The sequence below is a fragment of the Sulfitobacter sp. W027 genome, from assembly GCF_025143985.1.
GTDB lineage: Bacteria > Pseudomonadota > Alphaproteobacteria > Rhodobacterales > Rhodobacteraceae > Sulfitobacter.
In genome coordinates, this window is record NZ_CP083564.1 from 2,266,603 (window position 1) to 2,285,720 (window position 19,118).

The window sequence follows — 19,118 nt, forward strand, 5'->3', positions numbered from 1 at the left end:
AGTTTGGCCTGACCGATACACAAGCCCGCTTGATCTGGGCGCTGCACTATGGGGGCAAACATGACTGACCCACATACGCGCATAACTAAAGACAAAGGCAAATGGCACGTCATGGCCCGCAGGACCGCGCAGGGAGCCGCAGAAGGCGTCTGGGTGTCTCTAGGTGGCTGCGCTTGCCAGATGACTGCTGTGCGGCTCTGGCTGGCCTGTCTTACGGTGGACAAACGCTGATGGCAGGCAAACCATACAAACACAAAAAGAGGGGGGCTGGGCGTTTCGTCCAGCTTCCCGAATGGGTGCTGGCGACACCAGCATGGGCTACCCTGCCCCCCGGTCCACGCGCGCTCTACGTTGAATTGAAACGGCGCTACAACGGCGCAAACAACGGCGAGATATTCCTCAGTCACCGCGACGCGGCAGTTGCCTTGCACGTTCACCGCAACACGGTCGGGCCTTGGTTCAAGATGCTAGAGGAACGCGGCTTCATCCACATGACCCGCGCCCCGCACCTTGGCTCTTCCGGCGTTGGTCGCGCATCGACATGGGCATTGGCAGAGGCGTCTACAATCGACGGCAGTAGAGCGTCGCTAGCCTTCAAGAAATGGAGAATCCCCGCATGAATACTGTGTATGCCTTGTCACAAATATTGGGCGTCGTTTTGCGATTGGGGCAGTCATGCCCAGAATATGTGACGCCTTCCATTCGTTCTACCGTGAGCGGCGACACAGCAAAGGTGACACATATACATTTAGCCATAGGCTGGGATGAAAGGCGGGAGGCACCAAGAAGTTCAGCCCGCATGTTCTCGGACCCGATACGGGCTGCGAAATACGCACATCCACAATTCAGGGAACTTGGGGGCCATTGGGCGGGAAACCCCCAACTTGGCTTATGATTTCGTTGAAAAAACGGGGAATATCGTATGGGCGGTTTCGGATCTGGGCGTAGCGGCCACAAACTGAAGGCAGAGCATTGTAAGTCTCTGGACGTGAACCGCCTTCACCGGGAAGGATGTTTGCGACCCGGCATGCGCGGCAACTGGGTTTGGTCGCGCGACGGGGAGGAAGTTGGGCGGATTGGCTACTCGGCAGAGCAAGGCCGACTTACTCTAAGCTACCGCTTTCAGCGGTATGGTGAGGAGTGGGAATCGATAAAAGAGGCCGTCCACCTCAGCCACGCGGATTGTCACTACGGCAACCAGCGGCCTTACTTTCTTTGTCCCGGCGTTCTGAACGGACGGCACTGCGGGCGGCGCGTAGGAAAGCTTTTCTTAGGGGGCCGCTACTTCCTCTGCCGCCACTGCTGCGGCATCTCCTATGCCAGTCAGTCAGAGCCTCGCTATGACCGCATGCTGCGCCGCGCCAACAAACTTCGTGTCGCGCTGGGCGGCGAACCGGGCACGGTGAATTGCATAGCACCCAAGCCAAAAGGCATGTGGCATCGCACCTACCAGCGTAAACGGTTTGAAATAGAATGGTGCGAGCACCAAGCAGACCGACTTTTCATCGCAAAATATGCACATCTTCTTACCGGGGACGAGCGAGCCTTGTTCGACTTGAGTTAAGTAGTGCACAACGTCGCGCCAGTAGCGGAAGACCTGCCAGTTGAGAGCAGAGGACGTGTGAATATGACACACTTCAACCATTGCGCGAAGATTGACTTGTGAAGACTCGAAAGCTTTTGCATTTTCTCCGCGGAATCAAACAAAAGCGCAATGAGTGAATGACCAATAAAATTTTAACTGCATTAACTTCTGCCTTCATCATGGCGGCTTCGGTAGCTGCCTCACAGCCCGAAGAAGGATACCCCTCCCCAGCTGGAAATGTTCGGGTAGTTGGGGAAAGCTACGAAAAAACTCTCTATGTAGGAGAAACGAAGTTTGACCTTGGTTCTCAACACCTAATCAGTGTCAGAGAGCCGTCCGAAGAAGGGTTCTCGGAACATTTCCCAAATCATTTCCTAATCTGGGAATGGGGTGGAGGAAGTATGTGTCACGGTTTCTTCCGCTGGCTAAATGCAAACGAGACGCCGCCAAAGCTGACTGAGAGTTTCGGAACTTGTAAGGACGTTGCAAATAACCTTCGTGTTGAAGACGGAAAGGCAATTTTCGAGCTTTACGGAGCAGGCAGCGAAGGCCGTGTCTCTTTTATCTATGATGGGGAACAAGTAACCGAGCGGAACGCTGGTCTTGACGGAATTTCTAAGGTCGCCAACCCGTATGACCCGGAAGCTTGGATCGGAGAACATCCGTGGATCTACTTCGCAGCTCCCGAAAATGAAGCATTCTTGACCGACCTTCTCGGCTGGGAACTGCTTGACCAGCTCAGGTTCTACGGAGTGGGAAGCGAATTTACTGAAGACGAAGGCTGGGTAGTGGGAAGATTGTGCCAACAATCCCAATGCAACACCAACAAGCTTGTAGTTGCGATATCAAAATCTACAGCAATGCCCTATATCGCGTACAAGCATTGGAAACACGAGGAATGGAGGTTTATTGGGGACGCCCCGGAAAAAATGCCGAACTCAGTACGCGGCTATTTGGCGGAGGGCTAAACTTAGATGTTCCAGATTCTTTCTCGGATTTCCCCGCTCGGCAAACTAATCGAGCATTCGGCAAACGCACTTACGGTCGTAGGTGGCGCCATAGGCCTCTATGCTGTCGCACATCCAGAAACCATCGCGACCTACCTCGATCGCATAGACCAAAATGTCGACATTATTGCCGAAAGCATCCCGCTCTGGCCTGTTGTTGAGGGTCTTGAAACTCAGTTCACGCCACCTCGCTTCGCCGGATTCACGGTAGAAATAGCCAACCCCAAGAACCTTGTAGTTAACGATTTCTCAATCCACGCCGAGTTCAACCATCCGAGTGCAGGAGAAAGCTTCACTCTTGTAGGCCCCAGCCTCCTGCCCCCAAATGAAGTTGTCACTTTTTCGAGGAATATCATTCGAAAGCCGTGGTTCGTCGCTCTACAGCGCAACGGCGAAGTGCAACTTCTTGTTTGCATGTCTGGCTCCCTCGAAGGAAACGATGAAGTTTTCTATGAAGGGCGGCTTTATACCGTGGATCTAGCTGAAGAGACTTCAGTCCTAAGCGGACGAAAATTCTCACTTGGTGAAAACAGCGCATGTGAAAAGTGATAGTCGATCATCATCCGCTCTAGTGAGTTGCCAAAGTGGGGAGAGCGACATGCTCTTCCCACATTTGTTGACAAGCTAGCTTTGCTTTGCACGCACCGGAACTCGAACGGGGGACCAATAGGGGGATAGGCCACCCCGTATCGATGCCAACGCACTGATATAAAGCATAAAACAGAAAAATGATGGTGCGGGCGGTGGGACTCGAACCCACACGGGGCTACGCCCCAACAGATTTTAAGTCTGGTATGTCTACCATTCCATCACGCCCGCATCGGGGCGCACAATAAGCATCATGCGGGCGGTGTAAATGGGCGAATGACCCAGCCCCGACTCATGCGCTATCCGCCAGCATCGTTTCTTTCACCGCCTCCATCGCGACGTAGGTCGAGGTGCTAGCTACATGCGGCAGGGTCGAGATGACTTCTCCCAGAAAGCGGCGGTATTCCGACATGCTGCGCGTGCGGACCTTGATCAGATAGTCGAAATGGCTCGCAATCATATGCGCCTGCTCAATCTCAGGTACTTTGGCCACAGCAAGGTTGAACGCTCGCAGCGCTGCCTCGCGCGTGTCGTTCAGCCGGACTTCGACGAAGGCCACATGGTCAAGCCCCAGACGGATCGGGTCCAAAAGCGCGCGGTAGCCGAGGATCACGCCGCTTTCCTCCAAACGGCGCAGCCGTGCTTGGGTGGGGGATTTCGACAGGCCAATGCGCCGCGCAAGGTCGGTGATGCTGATGCGGCCATCCTCGGCCAGAACCGATAGAATCGCGCTGTCGAACCGGTCCAGATCGAAAAGTTCATTTGCCATGTGATTACCCTACACTTCAGACATATCGACCGCATTATTGATCATCTTCGGTCGAAACTCCTGATCATCATCCGGTATTCTGGGTCAAACATCAACTGGAGCTTGCCATGGCCCTCGATCACGCCCCCGCCCTTCGCCAAACCATCGACGCGCGCACCTACGCCGACCCTGACGCGCTGCTGACCGAGCTTAAGGCGCAGGCCGATCTTTCTGCCGAAGACCGCGCCCGAATCACCGCCAATGCAGCGGGCCTGGTCCGTGACATTCGCGGCACCTCGGCTCCCGGCATGATGGAAGTCTTCCTCGCCGAATACGGTCTCAGCACGGACGAAGGCGTGGCGCTGATGTGTTTGGCCGAGGCGCTGCTGCGGGTGCCAGACGCCGATACGATTGATGCGCTGATCGAAGACAAAATCGCCCCCTCCGATTGGGGCCGCCACATGGGCCATTCGACCTCCAGCCTCGTGAACGCCTCCACATGGGCGCTGATGCTGACGGGTCGTGTCCTAGATGACGACCAGCCCGGCCCGGTGCGCCACCTGCGCGCGGCGATCAAGCGTCTGGGTGAGCCGGTGATCCGTACCGCCGTCAGCCGCGCCATGCGCGAGATGGGCCGCCAGTTCGTTCTGGGCGAAGACATTCAGGCGGCGATGAAACGCGCCAAGGGGATGGAGAAAAAGGGCTTTACCTACAGCTACGACATGCTGGGCGAAGCGGCCCGGACCGAGGCGGACGCCAAGCGCTATCACCTCAGCTATTCCCGTGCGATCTCGGCCATTGCCGATGCCTGCACCCATGACGACATCCGCAAGAACCCCGGCATTTCGGTGAAGCTTTCGGCCCTGCATCCGCGCTATGAACTAGCGCAGGAAGAAGCCGTGATGCGCGATCTGGTGCCGCGCCTGCGCGCACTGGCACTGCTGGCGAAATCGGCGGGCATGGGGCTCAATATCGACGCCGAAGAGGCCGACCGCCTCGCGCTATCGCTCGAAGTCATCGACACGGTGATGGGCGAGCCTGCGCTGGCAGGCTGGGACGGGTTTGGCGTGGTGGTGCAGGCCTATGGCCCGCGCGCGGGCGTGGTGCTCGACACGCTTTATGACATGGCCAAACGTCACGACCGCCGCATCATGGTGCGTCTGGTGAAAGGGGCCTATTGGGACACCGAGATCAAACGCGCGCAGGTCGAGGGCATCGATGGTTTCCCGGTTTTCACCCGCAAGGCCGGGACCGATGTAAGCTACATCGCCAACGCCCGCAAACTGCTGAACATGACCGACCGCATCTATCCGCAGTTCGCCACGCACAACGCCCATACCGTTGCCGCCGTCTTGCATATGGCCGACGACCCCGAGGCCTATGAATTCCAGCGTCTGCACGGCATGGGCGAGACCCTGCATGACATCGTGATGGAAAAACACGGCACCCGCTGCCGCATCTACGCCCCCGTTGGCGCGCACCGCGATCTGCTGGCCTATCTGGTGCGGCGTTTGCTTGAGAACGGCGCGAACTCCAGCTTCGTGAATCAGATCGTCGATGAGAACGTGCCGCCAGAAGTCGTGGCCGCCGATCCCTTTGACCAGTTGCAAGACAGCGCCCCGACGATCCCGCGCGGGCCGGAGGTGTTCTTGCCTCAACGCGCCAACGCCAAGGGCTTTGATCTGGCCCATAGCCCGACCCTTGCCGCCATTGAAGAGGCTCGTGCGCCCTTTGCGGATGCCACATGGACCGCCACGCCGATCCTTGCAGGCGACGCCAAGCCCGAGGCCGAAGAGACCGTCAGCAACCCGACCGGCTGCACCTCGCCAGGCACGGTGCAGCCCGCCTCCGAGGCCGATGTCGCCACGGCGCTCGACAATGCCACCCCTTGGGACGCGCCGCTGGACACCCGCCGCGCAACGCTTTTGCGGGCCGCTGACATGTTGGAGGACCGCTACGGCGAGATCTTCGCCATCCTTGCCCGCGAAGCAGGCAAGGGGCTGCCCGACTGCGTGGCCGAGTTGCGCGAAGCCGTCGATTTCCTGCGCTACTACGCAGCACAGGCCACCAACGAGCCGCCCGCGGGCATCTTCACCTGCATCTCGCCGTGGAACTTCCCACTGGCGATCTTTTGCGGGCAGGTCACAGCGGCGTTGGCGGCTGGCAATGCGGTGCTGGCCAAACCGGCCGAGCAGACCCCGTTAATCGCCAAACTCGCCGTCGAAGTGCTGCATGAAGCGGGGGTGCCGCGCTCTGCCCTGCAACTCCTGCCGGGTGGCGGCAAGGTGGGCGCGGCGCTGACCGGCGATGCCCGCATCAACGGGGTGGCCTTCACCGGCTCCACCGCCACCGCCCTGCGCATCCGCGCCAACATGGCCGAACATTGCGCCCCCGGCACCCCGCTGATCGCCGAGACCGGTGGCCTTAACGCCATGATCGTCGACAGCACCGCCCTGCCCGAACAAGCGGTGCAGGCCATCGTCGAAAGCGCCTTTCAATCGGCAGGGCAACGCTGCTCTGCCGTGCGCTGCCTCTATGTGCAGGAAGACATCGCCGAAGACCTGATCCGCATGCTCACGGGCGCCATGCAGGCGCTGAACATGGGCGATCCGTGGCATCTGTCGACCGATGTCGGCCCCGTTATCGACGACACCGCGCGCAAAGGGATCGTCGAGCATATCGAAGCCGCCCGCGCCGAAGGCCGCGTCATAGCGGACCTCAAAGCGCCCGAGGGTGGCACTTTCGTCGGCCCGGCGATCCTGCGGGTGGGCAGCATCAGCGAGATGAAACGCGAGATTTTCGGCCCCGTGCTGCATGTGGCGACTTTCAAAAGCCATGAACTCGACGCCGTGATCGACGCGATCAATGCCACGGGCTATGGGCTGACCTTTGGTTTGCACACCCGGATCGACGACCGGGTGCAGCATGTCTCGGAACGGATCGAGGCGGGCAACATCTACGTCAACCGCAACCAGATCGGTGCCATCGTCGGCAGCCAACCCTTTGGCGGTGAAGGGCTTTCGGGCACCGGGCCAAAGGCAGGCGGGCCGAACTACCTGCCGCGTTTCTCGGCACCTGACCATCAGGACGCTGCTGGCACATGGGACAATGCAGAGACCAAGCTCCCCGCCCTGCCCGCGCATCAGAAAACCGTGCTGGAAACCCAATCGATGCCCGGCCCGACCGGCGAGAGCAACCGCCTTTCGACCCTGCCGCGCCCGGCGCTGTTGTGCATGGGACCGGGCGCCGAAACGGCAGAGGTGCAGGCCAGGGCCGTGCGGGCGCTCGGCGGTGTCGCGGTCACGGCCTCGGGCCGGATCAACCCCGATGCGCTGACCACCGGCCCAGCCTATGGCGGCGTGCTCTGGTGGGGTGATGACACCACCGCACGACAGATCGACCAAGCACTTGCGGCCCGGGGCGGCGCAATCATCCCACTGCTGCGCGGCCTGCCCGACACCGCGCGTGTTAGGGCCGAGCGTCACGTCTGTGTTGACACCACTGCCTCCGGCGGCAATGCACAGCTCTTGGGCATGATGGCCTAAGACAGAAATCGGAGGAGCACCATGCTGACGAACAGCGACATCGAAGACCTGACGCAGTTTCGCAGGGCGCTCCACCAATATCCCGAGGTCTCGGGCGAAGAGATTGAGACCGCCCGGACCATCGCGGCGGAATTGAAGAAACTCAGCCCCACCCGCATCCTGACGGGTTTGGGCGGGCATGGCGTCGCTGCTGTTTTCGAGAGCGGCACCCCCGGCCCTACGGTCCTCTTCCGCGCTGAGTTGGACGCCCTGCCGATCCCCGAAGAACATGACATTCCGTGGGTCTCAAAAGTGCCGGGCAAAAGCCATGTCTGCGGGCACGATGGCCATATGACCATGCTGCTGGCGCTTGGGCGATTGATTGCGCGCCAACCGGTCGCCAAGGGCCGCGTGGTGCTGATGTTTCAACCCGCCGAGGAAGACGGCAGCGGTGCACGCGCCGTGGTGAACGACCCGGCCTATGCCGAGATTGCCGCCGATTATGCCTTTGCCATCCATGTCGAACCGGGCCGCCCTTTCGGCCATGTCGACACGGCCCCCGCCTTGATCAACTGCGCCTCGAAGGGCATCGCCCTGACCCTCAGCGGCAAGACCGCCCATGCCGCCAGCCCCGAAGACGGCAGATCGCCCGCGCCTGCGCTGGCCGAGTTGATCCCCGCGCTGCAGGCGCTCGGCCCGGGTGGGGCGCTTGATGACAATTTTCGCCTCGTTACCCTCACCCATTTGCGCATGGGCGAGCCAACCTTTGGCGTGGCCCCGGGCGAAGCGGTGCTCTACGCCACTCTGCGCAGCACCCGCGACGACGCCCTAGCCGAGATCGAAGAGGCCCTGCGCGCCGAAGTCGCCCGCGCCGCCGAGACCCACGGGCTGACAGCGGAATTCGCGGAATCCGACCATTTCGCCGCCTCCATCAATGACCCCGAAGCCTATGCCATTGCCGCCGCAGCGATGGACGCACTTGGCGTGTCGCACGGGCAGAGAAACTTGCCGATGCGCGCCTCCGAAGATTTCGGCCTGTTCGGACGCGACGCCAAGGCGGCGATGCTCTGCCTCGGGCCGGGGGAAGATTACGCCGCGCTGCACAATCCCGACTACGATTTTCCCGATGACCTGATCCCCATCGGCGCGGGTATTTTCGAACGGATCGCGCGGGATTTGCTCGGCACCGCTTGACAGATGCACCGGCGGGCGCAGCTAACTGCGCTAATCCCTCCGCCGCTTGACGCGGTGCAAGACTTGGCAAAGGCTGGCCCGCATGTTCCCGATCCGCGATCATAACCCCTCGGGCCGCACGCCCTATGTCACCTACGCGCTGATGGCGGTGAACATCGGGGTGTTCCTGTCCTATCTGTCGCTGATGGCGGACGAGCGTGCCTTAGGGGAGTTCTATTACACCTACGCCCTGCTGCCCGCGCGGCTGACCCATGGGGAGGGGTATTTCGGCCTCATTACCTCGCAATTCTTGCATGGTGGCTGGATGCACCTGGCCGGTAACATGCTGTTTCTGTGGATCTTTGGCGACAATGTCGAAGATGAGATGGGCCGTGGGCGCTATCTGCTTTTCTACCTCGCCTGCGGCATCGCGGCGGGTCTGGGCCAAGTCGTGACGGAGCCGCTCTCGTGGGTGCCCATGGTCGGGGCCTCGGGCGCGATTGCCGGCGTCATGGGGGGCTATCTGCTGCTGTTCCCCCGTGCCAAAGTGGATATTCTGGTGATTTTTATCGTGTTTTTCCGCATCTTCGCGATCCCCGCGTGGATCATGCTGGGCCTGTGGTTCGGCATGCAGTTCATTGGCGGCATCGGCGCCACACCCGGCACTGGAGGCGTGGCCTATTGGGCCCATGCGGGCGGATTCATCGCGGGGCTGGTTCTGGCCCTGCCGCTTTGGCTGCGCCGGGGCGGTTTTGCCTTTTGGCGACAGACCGACGGCCACCCGCCCCATGCCGCGGCAAAATACGACCTGCGCGAAAGTCGCATTCCCAAGGTAGGACGCAAATGACCGAAACCTCAGAAACCCGCCGCGCCTCCTGTCACTGCGGGGCCGTGGTGATCGAAGCGCTGTTTCCGCGCGGTCTGGCCTCGGCCTCGCGCTGCACCTGTTCCTTCTGTCGCCGTCGCGCAGCGGCCACAGTGACGGCACTGGCCGAGACGGTGACCGTGTTGAAAGGAGCCGAGAACCTTACGCTCTACACTTGGGGCACGCATACCGCGCAGCACTATTTCTGTAAGACCTGCGGCATCTACACCCACCACCGCCGCCGCTCGAACCCGGATGAATGCGGCGTGAACCTCGGCGCGATTGACGGGGTGTCGCCATGGGAGATGGAACCGCTGCCCTATAGCGACGGCATCAACCACCCATCGGACCGCAAGGGCGACTAGAGGCTAGAGATCACCCCCTGCATCCGCGCCAGAAGCCCCGGCTGCGGCTCGCCCTGTGCGCGGCGCTGATCCACGCTTTCGTGCAGCCGTTCTGACGGGTCGGCCCCCACCACTCGGCGGCGGCGGGTCACCAGCATTTTCCCATAGCCGCGCCATTGACCAATGGAGGGCGCTGTGGGGTCTTGTTCAAACCGCTCAGCCCATCCTTCGGGCAGCGGCAGACCGCTGTCCTCCATCCGCGACAGCAGCCAGACCAGTGGGATATTGGCCAAGGGCCGAGCCGCCTCATGGCCGCCCAACTGCCCGCCGATGTCGCCATGGGTGCCGGGGAACCAGACCTGCTCCAACCGCCCGGTGTAGCCTTCGGGCGTGGTCCACATCACCGGCGCATAGGAGACACGGGATTCGTTCAGCGCCAGCGCCTGAAACCCGTTCTTCACGATACCGCTCAGATCATGGTTGTGGAACATATGCAGCGGTTGGGACAGCCGCCAAAAGAGCGGTGCATTCAGGCCAAGCGATTTCACCGTGTCCCAGACGCCAATCGCCTCAATCTCGACCTGCGGGTGGCAATTGGCCTTGGCAAATAGCGCCCCGGCTTTGCTCAAGGTTTGTGCTTCGTAATGGCGGTAGACATCGCGGATGTTACGCTCTGTCGCGACCTCGGCACGCAGGAGGCCCACCCGGTCGATCACCCCGGCGAGCGAGCGCACGGCATAGCCGCCACGCGAATAGCCCATCAGGAAAATCCGATCTCCGGGTCGGTAGCGCGAGGCGAGATAGCCATAGGCGCGGCGGATCTGTCGGTTGATGCCACGGCCCATCACCACATCGCGCGCGCTGCGCCAGTCGCGCCACTGCAGGCCCGGCTCATAATAGATCGACAGGGCGCTGCCCATCTCGCGGCAAAGGCCATAGGCAAGGCCCGCATTGGTCTCGCTCCCCCGGTCGAGCGAGGACATGGTGCCATCAAGGATGATGACATGGGTCACCGCCCCCCGGCGCGGGCCGAAGTCAGTCGCAGGCCGCCGCCAGAGCCGCCCGAACAACCGTTGAAACAGGGTTTTACTCGGCTGCGATTGCGGCACCTTGCAGCATCTCCCAGACCCGATGCGGTGTGAAAGGCATATCCGCCTGCCGCACACCGCGTTCCCAAAGTGCATCCTGCACCGCGTTCGACACCGCCGCGAGTGCCCCCACGGTCCCGGCCTCTCCGCAGCCTTTCATGCCCATGGCATTGGCGGTTGAGGGGACAGGCTCAGACGTGAAAGAGATCATCGGCAGATCAGCGGCACGGGGCATGGCATAATCCATGAAAGTCGCGGTCAGCAACTGGCCGTCCTCATCATAGACAACCCGTTCCTGCACCGCTTGGCCGATGCCTTGGGCGACCCCGCCATGCACCTGACCTTCGGCCAGCATCGGGTTGATCAGATTGCCAAAATCATCGACCACCGTATAGCGATCGAGCATCACCACCCCGGTTTCAGGATCAATCACTACCTCAGCCACATGCGCCCCGTTGGGATAGCTGCGCCCCGGCAGGCTGGCGCGTTCGTGGTGAGACAGCAGATCGTCTCGGCCCTTGGCACGGGCCATCTCGGCCACCTCCAGCATGGTGGGCGTGACGTTTGACCCTTCGGCGCGAAAACGTTCATCGTCGAAGGTGATATCGCCCGCGTCCACGCCCAATTCTTCAGCCAGAAACGCCGCGAACACCTCGGTAATCTTCGCCACAGTGGCCAAGGTCGCCGTGTTCTGCGTGGTGACCGAACGTGAGCCGCCCGTGCCACCGCCTTTTTGGATCAGGTCGCTATCGCCCTGCACAACGCGGATTTGCTCCGCCGGGATGCCGGTTTGGTCCGACAAGAACTGCGCATAGACCGTCTCATGCCCCTGCCCATTGCTTTGGGTACCGACATAGATCGTCACGCTGCCATCCTCCTCAAAGACCACTTTGGCTGCTTCGGAAGGATCGCCCAGAATGCTTTCGATATAGTAACACAAGCCCTGCCCCCGCAGCAGGCCGCGTTTGGCGTCCGCCGCCTGGCGGGCAGCGAACCCCGCGCGGTCACCCTCCTCGCCTACACGGGTCAGCAGGCGCGCGAAATCGCCCACGTCGTAGAGCTCTCCCGTGGCGGTGGTATAGGGAAATTGATCCGGTTTGATGAAGTTGATGCGGCGCAGCTCCCAAGGATCGACGCCCAACTCTCGCGCGGCGCGGTCCATCAACCGCTCCAACACATAGATCGCCTCGGGCCGCCCTGCACCGCGATAGGCGTCAACCTGCACGGTGTTTGTGTAATAACCCTCTACATGCAGATAGGTGTCTTGCACGTCATAGACGCCCATCAAAACCTTAGAGAACAGTTGCGACTGGATTGGCTGGCCAAACTGGCTGTTATAGGCCCCGAGGTTGCAGCGCGTATCCACGCGATAGGCGGTGATCTTGTGGTTTTCGTCAAAGGCAAACTCGGCCCATGACACCAGATCGCGCCCGCCATTGTCGGTCAGCATCGCCTCCGTTCTCTCCGACATCCAGCGCACCGGACGGCCCAGCGCCCGCGCGGCTTGGGCGACGCAGAAATACTCAGGGTAGGTCATGGCTTTCATGCCGAAACCGCCGCCGATATCGGGGTTGGTTACGCGCACGCTGTCTTCGCTTAGTCCAAAGGCTTTGACAAAAAAGTTCTTATGCGCCCAGACGCCCTGCCCGCCCAGCGCCACATGCAAACGTCCCTCGGCCCATTCGGCATAGCAGCCGCGCGGCTCCATCGAATTGACGATGATGCGGTTATCGCCGACCTCCAGCTTGACGCGACGTGCGGCCTTGGCAAATGCCGCCTCCACCTTAGCCTCATCCCCCATGCCCCAGTCAAACGCACGGTTGTCTGGCGCTTCAGGGTGCAATGTTTCGCCACCCGGGGCGATGTCCATCTTGGCAGGCAGGTCATCGGCATCAAAGAGGATCAACTCAGCCGCGTCGCGGGCCTGTTGCAGGGTATCCGCCACGATCAAGGCCACCGGCTCGCCCACATAGCGCACACGGTCTTTGGCCAAGATCGGGCGCAGCGGTGCCGCCCCTTTGCTGCCGTCGCGGTTATCAACAACCGTATGCGGCAAGGCGATATCCATCCCCGCCGCTTCCAGATCGGCGCAGGTCAGCACCAAATGGACGCCCGCCGCTTCGCGGGCATCGCTCACGTCCAACTCGGTTATCACCCCATGGGCCACGGGGGCTTGGAAAAAGACACCCTGCAATGCGTCCCGGGGCGCGATGTCATCCACATAGCGGCCCTCGCCGGTCAGAAAGCGGTGGTCTTCCACCCGTTTGACCGGCTGACTTTTCCCGAACTTCTCCATCTGACGCTGCCCCTGCTGCCCTGCCTATTACAGCGCAACAGTAGCGGGCGAAGCGTCAGTGTCCAGAGGCTCAGGCCGCCTTGCGCTTGGGCTGAGCCCCGAGGTCCGACACAAGTGCGACCCCCGCCAGACCATAGCCATTAAAGACGGTCGACATGGCGATGGAATAGGCCCCCATACCGCCGAACAAGAGGTAATCCCCGGTCTGCGCATCCTCAGGCAATGGCAGGCCGTCGGGCAAACGGTCCAGCGAATCGCAAGTCGGGCCAAAGACCACACGCGGTTTGGGTGCCCCTTGGCGCAGCGCGCCATCAGGGCCGACCACATCGACCAGCCCCGACAGGCCCATGTCGCGCAGATCGGGCAGCCCCCCATAGATTCCGTCGTTCAAGAAGACAGTCCGCCCCTCATTGCGCATCCCCTTGATACGGGTCGCCAAGACAGCCGCATCGGCAACCATCGCGCGGCCCGGCTCGCAGAGCAGCCTCGGTGCTTCCGCGCCAAAATTCTCAACCAACGCCGCTTTCACGGCAGCGAAAACAGCCCGGTGATCGGGCGAGTCAAACCCACGATCGACGGCAAAGCCTCCGCCAATGTTCAACCGTTCGATCGAGACATCCGCCATCCGCAGGATATCCGCCGCCGCGTGGACGTATTGCACCCAAGCTTGCGGGTCATTGCACTGCGTGCCGGGATGGAAACACATCGAAGGGGTGAACCCCATCTCTACCACCGCGCGCAGCAGCGCCGCCGCCTGCTCAGGCGCCGCGCCGAATTTGGACCCGAAATCATAGGCCGCACCCTTGACCGGCAGCGCGAACCGCACCGCCACCTCATTGTCGCGCGGCACGTCGTGCAGCTTGGCCAGTTCCGACATGTCATCAATCGACCAGCTATAGACGTCCGCCGCGATCCCGGCCTTTACCTCCGCTGCCGAACGCACCGGGTTGTTGTAATGCAGCACCGCCTGCGGGCAGACCGCGCGAACCGCTGCCATCTCCGCCGGAGAAGCGACATCAAAAGTGGTGATCCCGGCGGCGACGAGGTTCGACAACACCTCTGTCCGGTCATTGGCCTTGACCGCATAGGTCACCAGCCCATCAAAGTCCGCCTGAAAGCGCCGCGCCGTGGCTTGCAGTACCGAAGGCGCAAGGAACAGCACCGGCGCGTCAGGGCTGTGTTTCGCCAGATAGGCGGCGGGCGTGGCTGAAAGGGGGGCGGTATGCTGCATGGTGGCCTCTTGTTTGCTTTCCCCCAGTGAACCGCGAATTTTGGTCGATTCATCGTGTCAAACCGCCTAAAGTGACGGAAACTTTCGGCATAGTGACGACATGAAACCACAACTTGACGATACAGACCGCGCTTTGATCGCGGCACTTCGATCCAACGCCCGCCTGCCGGTCGCTGATCTGGCCCGCAGTCTTGGGCTTGCCCGCACCACCGTTCAGGCCCGGCTTGAGCGGCTAGAGCGCAGCGGTGCCATCGTCGGCTACACCCTGCGCTTGGGCGAGGCTGCCCGCGCGCCGCTGCACGCCACGGCTCTGGTCAACATCGAACTGCGCGCCGGCCCCGCCGTGCTGGCCCGGCTGCGCAGCCTGCCCGGCGTGCAGGTCGTCCACACCACCTCGGGCCGCTTTGACTTGCTGGTGCAGATCGCCGCGCAAACCACGCAGGAACTGGACGAAACCCTCGACCGTATCGGCGAGACGCGGGGCGTGAAGGGCAGCGAAAGCCTGATCCACCTGAGCACCAAGATCGACAGACGCGGCTAACCCCTCCCTCGCTATGGCCCAAGCCCTGCCAGGGGTCTTTCCCTCGCCGCGCCAGACCGCTAAACGGGGCGCAACAAAAGGGATCATTGACCATGGCACTCGAAAAGACCTTCAACGCCGCCGAGGCGGAAAGCCGCATCTACGCCGATTGGGAGACCAAGGGCGCGTTCAAGGCCGGCGCGAACGCGCGGCGCGACGAGCATTTCTCGGTGATGATCCCGCCGCCGAATGTCACCGGCTCGCTGCACATGGGCCATGCCTTCAACAACACGCTTCAGGACATCCTCGTGCGCTGGCACCGGATGCAGGGGTTTGACACGCTCTGGCAGCCCGGTCAGGATCACGCGGGCATCGCCACACAGATGGTGGTCGAGCGTGAGTTGGCCGCCACCGGCCAGCCCGGCCGCCGTGAATTGGGCCGCGAGGCGTTCACCGCCAAGGTCTGGTATCAAAAGCAGAAATCCGGCGGCACGATCATCGACCAGCTGCGCCGTCTGGGCGCCTCCTGCGACTGGTCCCGCAACGCTTTCACTATGTCCGGCGCCCCCGGTGCGCCCGAGGGCGAGGAAGGCAATTTCCACGATGCCGTCATCAAGGTCTTCGTGGATATGTACAACAAGGGGCTGATCTACCGCGGCAAGCGGCTGGTCAACTGGGACCCGCATTTCGAGACCGCGATCTCTGACCTCGAGGTCGAGAGCACCGAGGTCGACGGTCACATGTGGCACTTCAAGTACCCGCTGGCGGGCGGCGAGACCTACACTTACGTAGAGCGCGACGAGGACGGCAAAGTGCTGTTCGAAGAGACCCGCGACTATATCTCCATCGCCACCACACGGCCCGAAACCATGCTCGGCGACGGTGCTGTTGCAGTTCATCCATCGGATGAACGTTATGCGTCAATCGTCGGAAAACTCTGCGAAATCCCGGTCGGCCCGAAAGAGCAGCGCCGTCTTATCCCGATCATCACCGACGAATACCCAGACAAGAACTTCGGCTCCGGTGCGGTGAAAATCACCGGCGCGCATGACTTCAACGACTACGGCGTCGCCAAGCGCAACAACATCCCGCTCTACGCGCTGATGGACACCCAAGGTCGGATGCGTGCCGATGGCCTGCCCTACGATCAGGCAGCCGCCCGCGCGCAGGCCATCGCCGAGGGTTCCGAAGCAGCGCCCGAGGACGCGACCGAGATCAACCTGGTGCCCGACGCCTACCGCGGCCTCGACCGTTTCGAGGCCCGCAAGCGCGTGGTCGAGGACGTGACTGCCGAGGGCCTTGCCGTGATGACCGAGGCCACGGACCCCCGCCTTGGCCGTTCCGCCAAGAAGGCCCCCGTCGAGCCCGGCGAAGGCGGCGAGATGCGCACCGAGGAGGAGAACCTCGTGCCGCTGGTCGAGGCCAAGAAGATCATGCAGCCCTTCGGCGACCGCTCCAAGGTGGTGATCGAGCCGATGCTGACCGACCAGTGGTTCGTCGCCACCGACAAGATCGTGCAGCCCGCCATCGACGCCGTGCGCTCGGGCGAGGTGACGATCCTGCCCGAACAGGACCGCAAGGTGTATTTCCACTGGCTGGAGAACATCGAGCCCTGGTGCATCTCGCGCCAGCTCTGGTGGGGGCACCAGATCCCGGTGTGGTTCGACGACGAGGGCAATGAGTATTGCGCGCCGACGGAGGCCGAGGCGCAGGCCATGGCGCCGGGCAAGACGCTGCGCCGCGACCCCGACGTGCTCGACACCTGGTTCTCCTCCGGCCTTTGGCCCATCGGCACGCTGGGTTGGCCCGAGCAGACGGCGGAATTGGAAAAATACTTTCCTACCTCCGTGCTGGTCACCGGTTTCGACATCATCTTCTTCTGGGTCGCCCGGATGATGATGATGCAATATGCCGTGGTCGACCAGAAACCCTTCGACACTGTCTATGTCCACGCGCTGGTGCGCGACGAGAAGGGCAAGAAGATGTCGAAGTCCTTGGGCAATGTGCTCGACCCGCTGGAGTTGATCGACGAATACGGCGCTGACGCTGTGCGCTTCACGTTGACTTCTATGGCGGCAATGGGCCGTGACCTGAAACTCAGCACGCAACGCATCGCGGGTTACCGCAACTTCGGCACCAAGCTGTGGAACGCGCACCGCTTTGCCGAGATGAACAACGTCTTTGCCAGCATGCCCGCCGCGATGCCGCAGCCGCAGGCGACGCTGAACAAGTGGATCGTTGGCGAGACCGCCCGCATCCGCGAAGAAGTGGACGCCGCCCTCGGCAACTTCCGCTTCAACGACGCGGCCAACGCGCTTTATGCCTTTGTCTGGGGCAAAGTCTGCGACTGGTATGTGGAGCTTTCCAAGCCGCTGTTGCAGGACGACGCCCCCGAGGCCGAGGAAACCCGCGCCACGATGGCTTGGGTGCTGGAGCAGTCCTTGGTGCTGCTGCACCCGATCATGCCCTTCATCACCGAAGAGCTTTGGCAGACCACCACCAAGCGCGACCAGTTGCTCGCTCTGACCGATTGGCCAACCTACACCACCGCCGATCTGTTGGATGCAGAGGCTGACCGTGAATTGAACTGGGTGATCGGCCTAATTGAAAGCATCCGGTCCGCCCGTCAGCAGATGCATGTCCCTGCGGGCATGAAGGTGCCGATGCTGGTGACCGAGATGGACGCCGCTGCCCAAGGCGCATGGGACCGCAACGAGGTGATGATCAAGCGGCTGGCACGGGTCGAGAGCCTTGAGCGCGCCGAGAGCTTTCCAAAGGGAACGGTCTCTATTGCGGCACCGGGGGCCAGCTTCGGCTTGCCGCTGGCCGGGTTGATCGACATCGATGCCGAGAAGGCGCGTCTGCAAAAGTCGCTCGACAAGCTGGGCAAGGAGATCGGCGGGCTGAAGGGGCGTTTGAACAACCCCAAGTTCGCGGCGTCTGCACCGGAAGAGGTTGTCGCCGAGGCGCAGGCCAATCTGGATGCACGTCAGGAAGAGGCCGACCAGTTGCAGGCGGCGTTGGATCGCTTGGCCGAACTGGGCTGACGACAAACACGACGGAGCCGGGCAGCGCCAGACCGCGGGATGGCGCTGCTCACGGGGCAGTTGGGCAGTTTATCTCTGCCGCGCTTAGGCAAAGATCACAGGACGGCACTTCGCTTGCAAAAGCGCCAGCCCGTCCGGGCGGTCTGGCGCTGCCCGGCGGCCTTTGGCCGTGATTCCGGGCTGTTTCGCAGAACGCCCCTAGCCCTATTTAAACACCGCAGGCCGCTTGCCGAACTCTGCCGCGATCACCTCCATCTGCTCAGGCTTGCCCAAGAGCGCCGCCTGTTCCCGCGACTCGGCCTCCAACACATCCGCGTCCGACGCCCCTGATTCCGCATAGCCAATCAATCGCTTCGCCGCCCGCACCGCATTCGGCCCCTTACCTGCGATCGCCTGTGCCAGCGCCAAAGCCGCCGCGTGTGGATCGTCGGCTAGTTCTGTCACCAACCCCCAGCGCTCGGCCTGCGCCGCGTCAATCGGAGCCGCCGTATAGATCAACCGCCGCAGCACGTCCGAACGCACTAAACGCGGCAGCAGCACCATTCCCCCCATGTCCGGCACGATGCCCCATTTCATCTCCATCACTGCAAGCTTAGTCTCGGGCGCCGCAATGCGGATATCCGCCCCAAGCGCCAGTTGCATCCCGGCGCCATAGACCACGCCATGTAGCGCCGCGATCACCGGGATTTCCAGACGGTGCCAAACCATCGACACCTCCTGCCACTTGTTCGTCGTCCCCTCGCCATGGGTGCGCGGCATGATCAACGCTTCGACATCCTGCCCCAGCATCCCCGAGAGCCCGCCGATATCAATGCCGGCGCAAAACCCTTTGCCCTCACCCGACAACACCACCGCGCGGGCATCCGAGGCCGCAACCTCCTGTCCTGCCGCGATGATCGCCTCAATCATATCATCATCCACCGCATTCATCTTGTCCGCGCGGGTGAGGGTCACATGGGCGATATGGTCTTCGATCCGGGTGGTGACGCGGGGCATGGCTGTTCTCCTGAATGTTTGGCGCAGTTCAGCGCAGATCATCGCGCGGCACCAGCAAAACGTGGCGGCAGGTGCGGCGGCACTTGCCCTCTCAACGGCGCAACCC

The 19,118-nt window shown here is 61.9% G+C and carries 16 protein-coding genes and 1 tRNA gene; 11 read left to right on the plus strand and 6 right to left on the minus strand.

Annotation, left to right across the window (positions count from 1 at the left end; translation table 11 throughout):
• The first annotated feature begins 60 nt into the window (after nucleotides 1-60).
• The 5 genes from K3759_RS11120 to K3759_RS11140 all read left to right on the plus strand — a co-directional run bounded on the left by K3759_RS11120 (nucleotide 61) and on the right by K3759_RS11140 (nucleotide 3,141).
• Nucleotides 61-231, plus strand: a complete 171-nt coding sequence (locus K3759_RS11120; RefSeq protein WP_259981832.1) for a hypothetical protein — start codon at nucleotides 61-63, stop codon at nucleotides 229-231.
• Nucleotides 231-620 (plus strand): helix-turn-helix domain-containing protein, encoded by a 390-nt coding sequence (locus K3759_RS11125; protein WP_259981834.1) that lies wholly within the window; start codon nucleotides 231-233, stop codon nucleotides 618-620. Before K3759_RS11120 ends, K3759_RS11125 begins: the two co-directional genes overlap by 1 nt.
• Before the next feature lie 407 nt (nucleotides 621-1,027).
• A complete protein-coding gene (locus K3759_RS11130) occupies nucleotides 1,028-1,564 on the plus strand; it encodes a hypothetical protein (protein WP_259981836.1) in 537 nt (178 codons plus the stop codon).
• A gap of 158 nt (nucleotides 1,565-1,722) precedes the next feature.
• Nucleotides 1,723-2,553, plus strand: a complete 831-nt coding sequence (locus K3759_RS11135) for a hypothetical protein (RefSeq protein ID WP_259981838.1) — start codon at nucleotides 1,723-1,725, stop codon at nucleotides 2,551-2,553.
• Between the two features lie 6 nt (nucleotides 2,554-2,559).
• Entirely contained in the window at nucleotides 2,560-3,141 is a 582-nt protein-coding gene (locus K3759_RS11140; protein ID WP_259981840.1) for a hypothetical protein, read from the plus strand.
• Nucleotides 3,142-3,324: 183 nt separating this feature from the next.
• Here K3759_RS11140 and K3759_RS11145 read toward each other — a convergent pair.
• Together K3759_RS11145 and K3759_RS11150 are read right to left on the minus strand one after the other, a co-directional pair.
• Nucleotides 3,325-3,411, minus strand: a tRNA-Leu gene (locus K3759_RS11145).
• Nucleotides 3,412-3,472: 61 nt separating this feature from the next.
• On the minus strand, nucleotides 3,473-3,949 hold the full coding sequence (locus K3759_RS11150; RefSeq protein WP_259981843.1) for an Lrp/AsnC family transcriptional regulator: 477 nt from the start codon (nucleotides 3,947-3,949) through the stop codon (nucleotides 3,473-3,475).
• A 107-nt stretch (nucleotides 3,950-4,056) separates the two neighbouring features.
• On the opposite strand from K3759_RS11150, the gene putA reads away from it, so the two are divergent.
• The 4 genes from putA to K3759_RS11170 all read left to right on the plus strand — a co-directional run bounded on the left by putA (nucleotide 4,057) and on the right by K3759_RS11170 (nucleotide 9,855).
• Nucleotides 4,057-7,473: a bifunctional proline dehydrogenase/L-glutamate gamma-semialdehyde dehydrogenase PutA gene (putA, locus tag K3759_RS11155; protein WP_259981846.1), complete on the plus strand. Its 3,417-nt coding sequence runs from the start codon at nucleotides 4,057-4,059 to the stop codon at nucleotides 7,471-7,473.
• Nucleotides 7,474-7,494: 21 nt separating this feature from the next.
• Entirely contained in the window at nucleotides 7,495-8,646 is a 1,152-nt protein-coding gene (locus tag K3759_RS11160) for an amidohydrolase (RefSeq protein ID WP_259981848.1), read from the plus strand.
• A gap of 82 nt (nucleotides 8,647-8,728) precedes the next feature.
• Nucleotides 8,729-9,472, plus strand: coding sequence for a rhomboid family intramembrane serine protease (locus K3759_RS11165; RefSeq protein WP_259981850.1), 744 nt, complete (start codon nucleotides 8,729-8,731; stop codon nucleotides 9,470-9,472).
• A complete protein-coding gene (locus K3759_RS11170; protein WP_259981852.1) occupies nucleotides 9,469-9,855 on the plus strand; it encodes a GFA family protein in 387 nt (128 codons plus the stop codon). The genes K3759_RS11165 and K3759_RS11170 overlap by 4 nt, the downstream gene beginning before the upstream one ends.
• Here K3759_RS11170 and K3759_RS11175 read toward each other — a convergent pair.
• The 3 genes from K3759_RS11175 to K3759_RS11185 all read right to left on the minus strand — a co-directional run bounded on the left by K3759_RS11175 (nucleotide 9,852) and on the right by K3759_RS11185 (nucleotide 14,449).
• Nucleotides 9,852-10,943: a DUF2235 domain-containing protein gene (locus tag K3759_RS11175; RefSeq protein ID WP_409202485.1), complete on the minus strand. Its 1,092-nt coding sequence runs from the start codon at nucleotides 10,941-10,943 to the stop codon at nucleotides 9,852-9,854. The genes K3759_RS11170 and K3759_RS11175 overlap by 4 nt on opposite strands.
• Nucleotides 10,921-13,218 (minus strand): xanthine dehydrogenase family protein molybdopterin-binding subunit, encoded by a 2,298-nt coding sequence (locus K3759_RS11180; protein ID WP_259981854.1) that lies wholly within the window; start codon nucleotides 13,216-13,218, stop codon nucleotides 10,921-10,923. Before K3759_RS11180 ends, K3759_RS11175 begins: the two co-directional genes overlap by 23 nt.
• Nucleotides 13,219-13,288: 70 nt before the next feature.
• Nucleotides 13,289-14,449, minus strand: a complete 1,161-nt coding sequence (locus K3759_RS11185) for a type III PLP-dependent enzyme (RefSeq protein ID WP_259981856.1) — start codon at nucleotides 14,447-14,449, stop codon at nucleotides 13,289-13,291.
• A gap of 100 nt (nucleotides 14,450-14,549) precedes the next feature.
• On the opposite strand from K3759_RS11185, the gene K3759_RS11190 reads away from it, so the two are divergent.
• Together K3759_RS11190 and K3759_RS11195 are read left to right on the plus strand one after the other, a co-directional pair.
• A complete protein-coding gene (locus K3759_RS11190) occupies nucleotides 14,550-14,990 on the plus strand; it encodes an Lrp/AsnC family transcriptional regulator (RefSeq protein ID WP_259981858.1) in 441 nt (146 codons plus the stop codon).
• A gap of 92 nt (nucleotides 14,991-15,082) precedes the next feature.
• The gene (locus tag K3759_RS11195; protein WP_259981860.1) at nucleotides 15,083-18,016 is read left to right on the plus strand and encodes a valine--tRNA ligase; all 2,934 of its coding nucleotides are present in this window, start codon (nucleotides 15,083-15,085) and stop codon (nucleotides 18,014-18,016) included.
• A 204-nt stretch (nucleotides 18,017-18,220) separates the two neighbouring features.
• Here the strand turns inward: K3759_RS11195 and K3759_RS11200 are convergent, their stop codons facing one another.
• Complete coding sequence (locus K3759_RS11200) at nucleotides 18,221-19,012, minus strand: crotonase/enoyl-CoA hydratase family protein (protein ID WP_259981861.1); 792 nt, start codon at nucleotides 19,010-19,012, stop codon at nucleotides 18,221-18,223.
• Nucleotides 19,013-19,118: the final 106 nt, after the last annotated feature.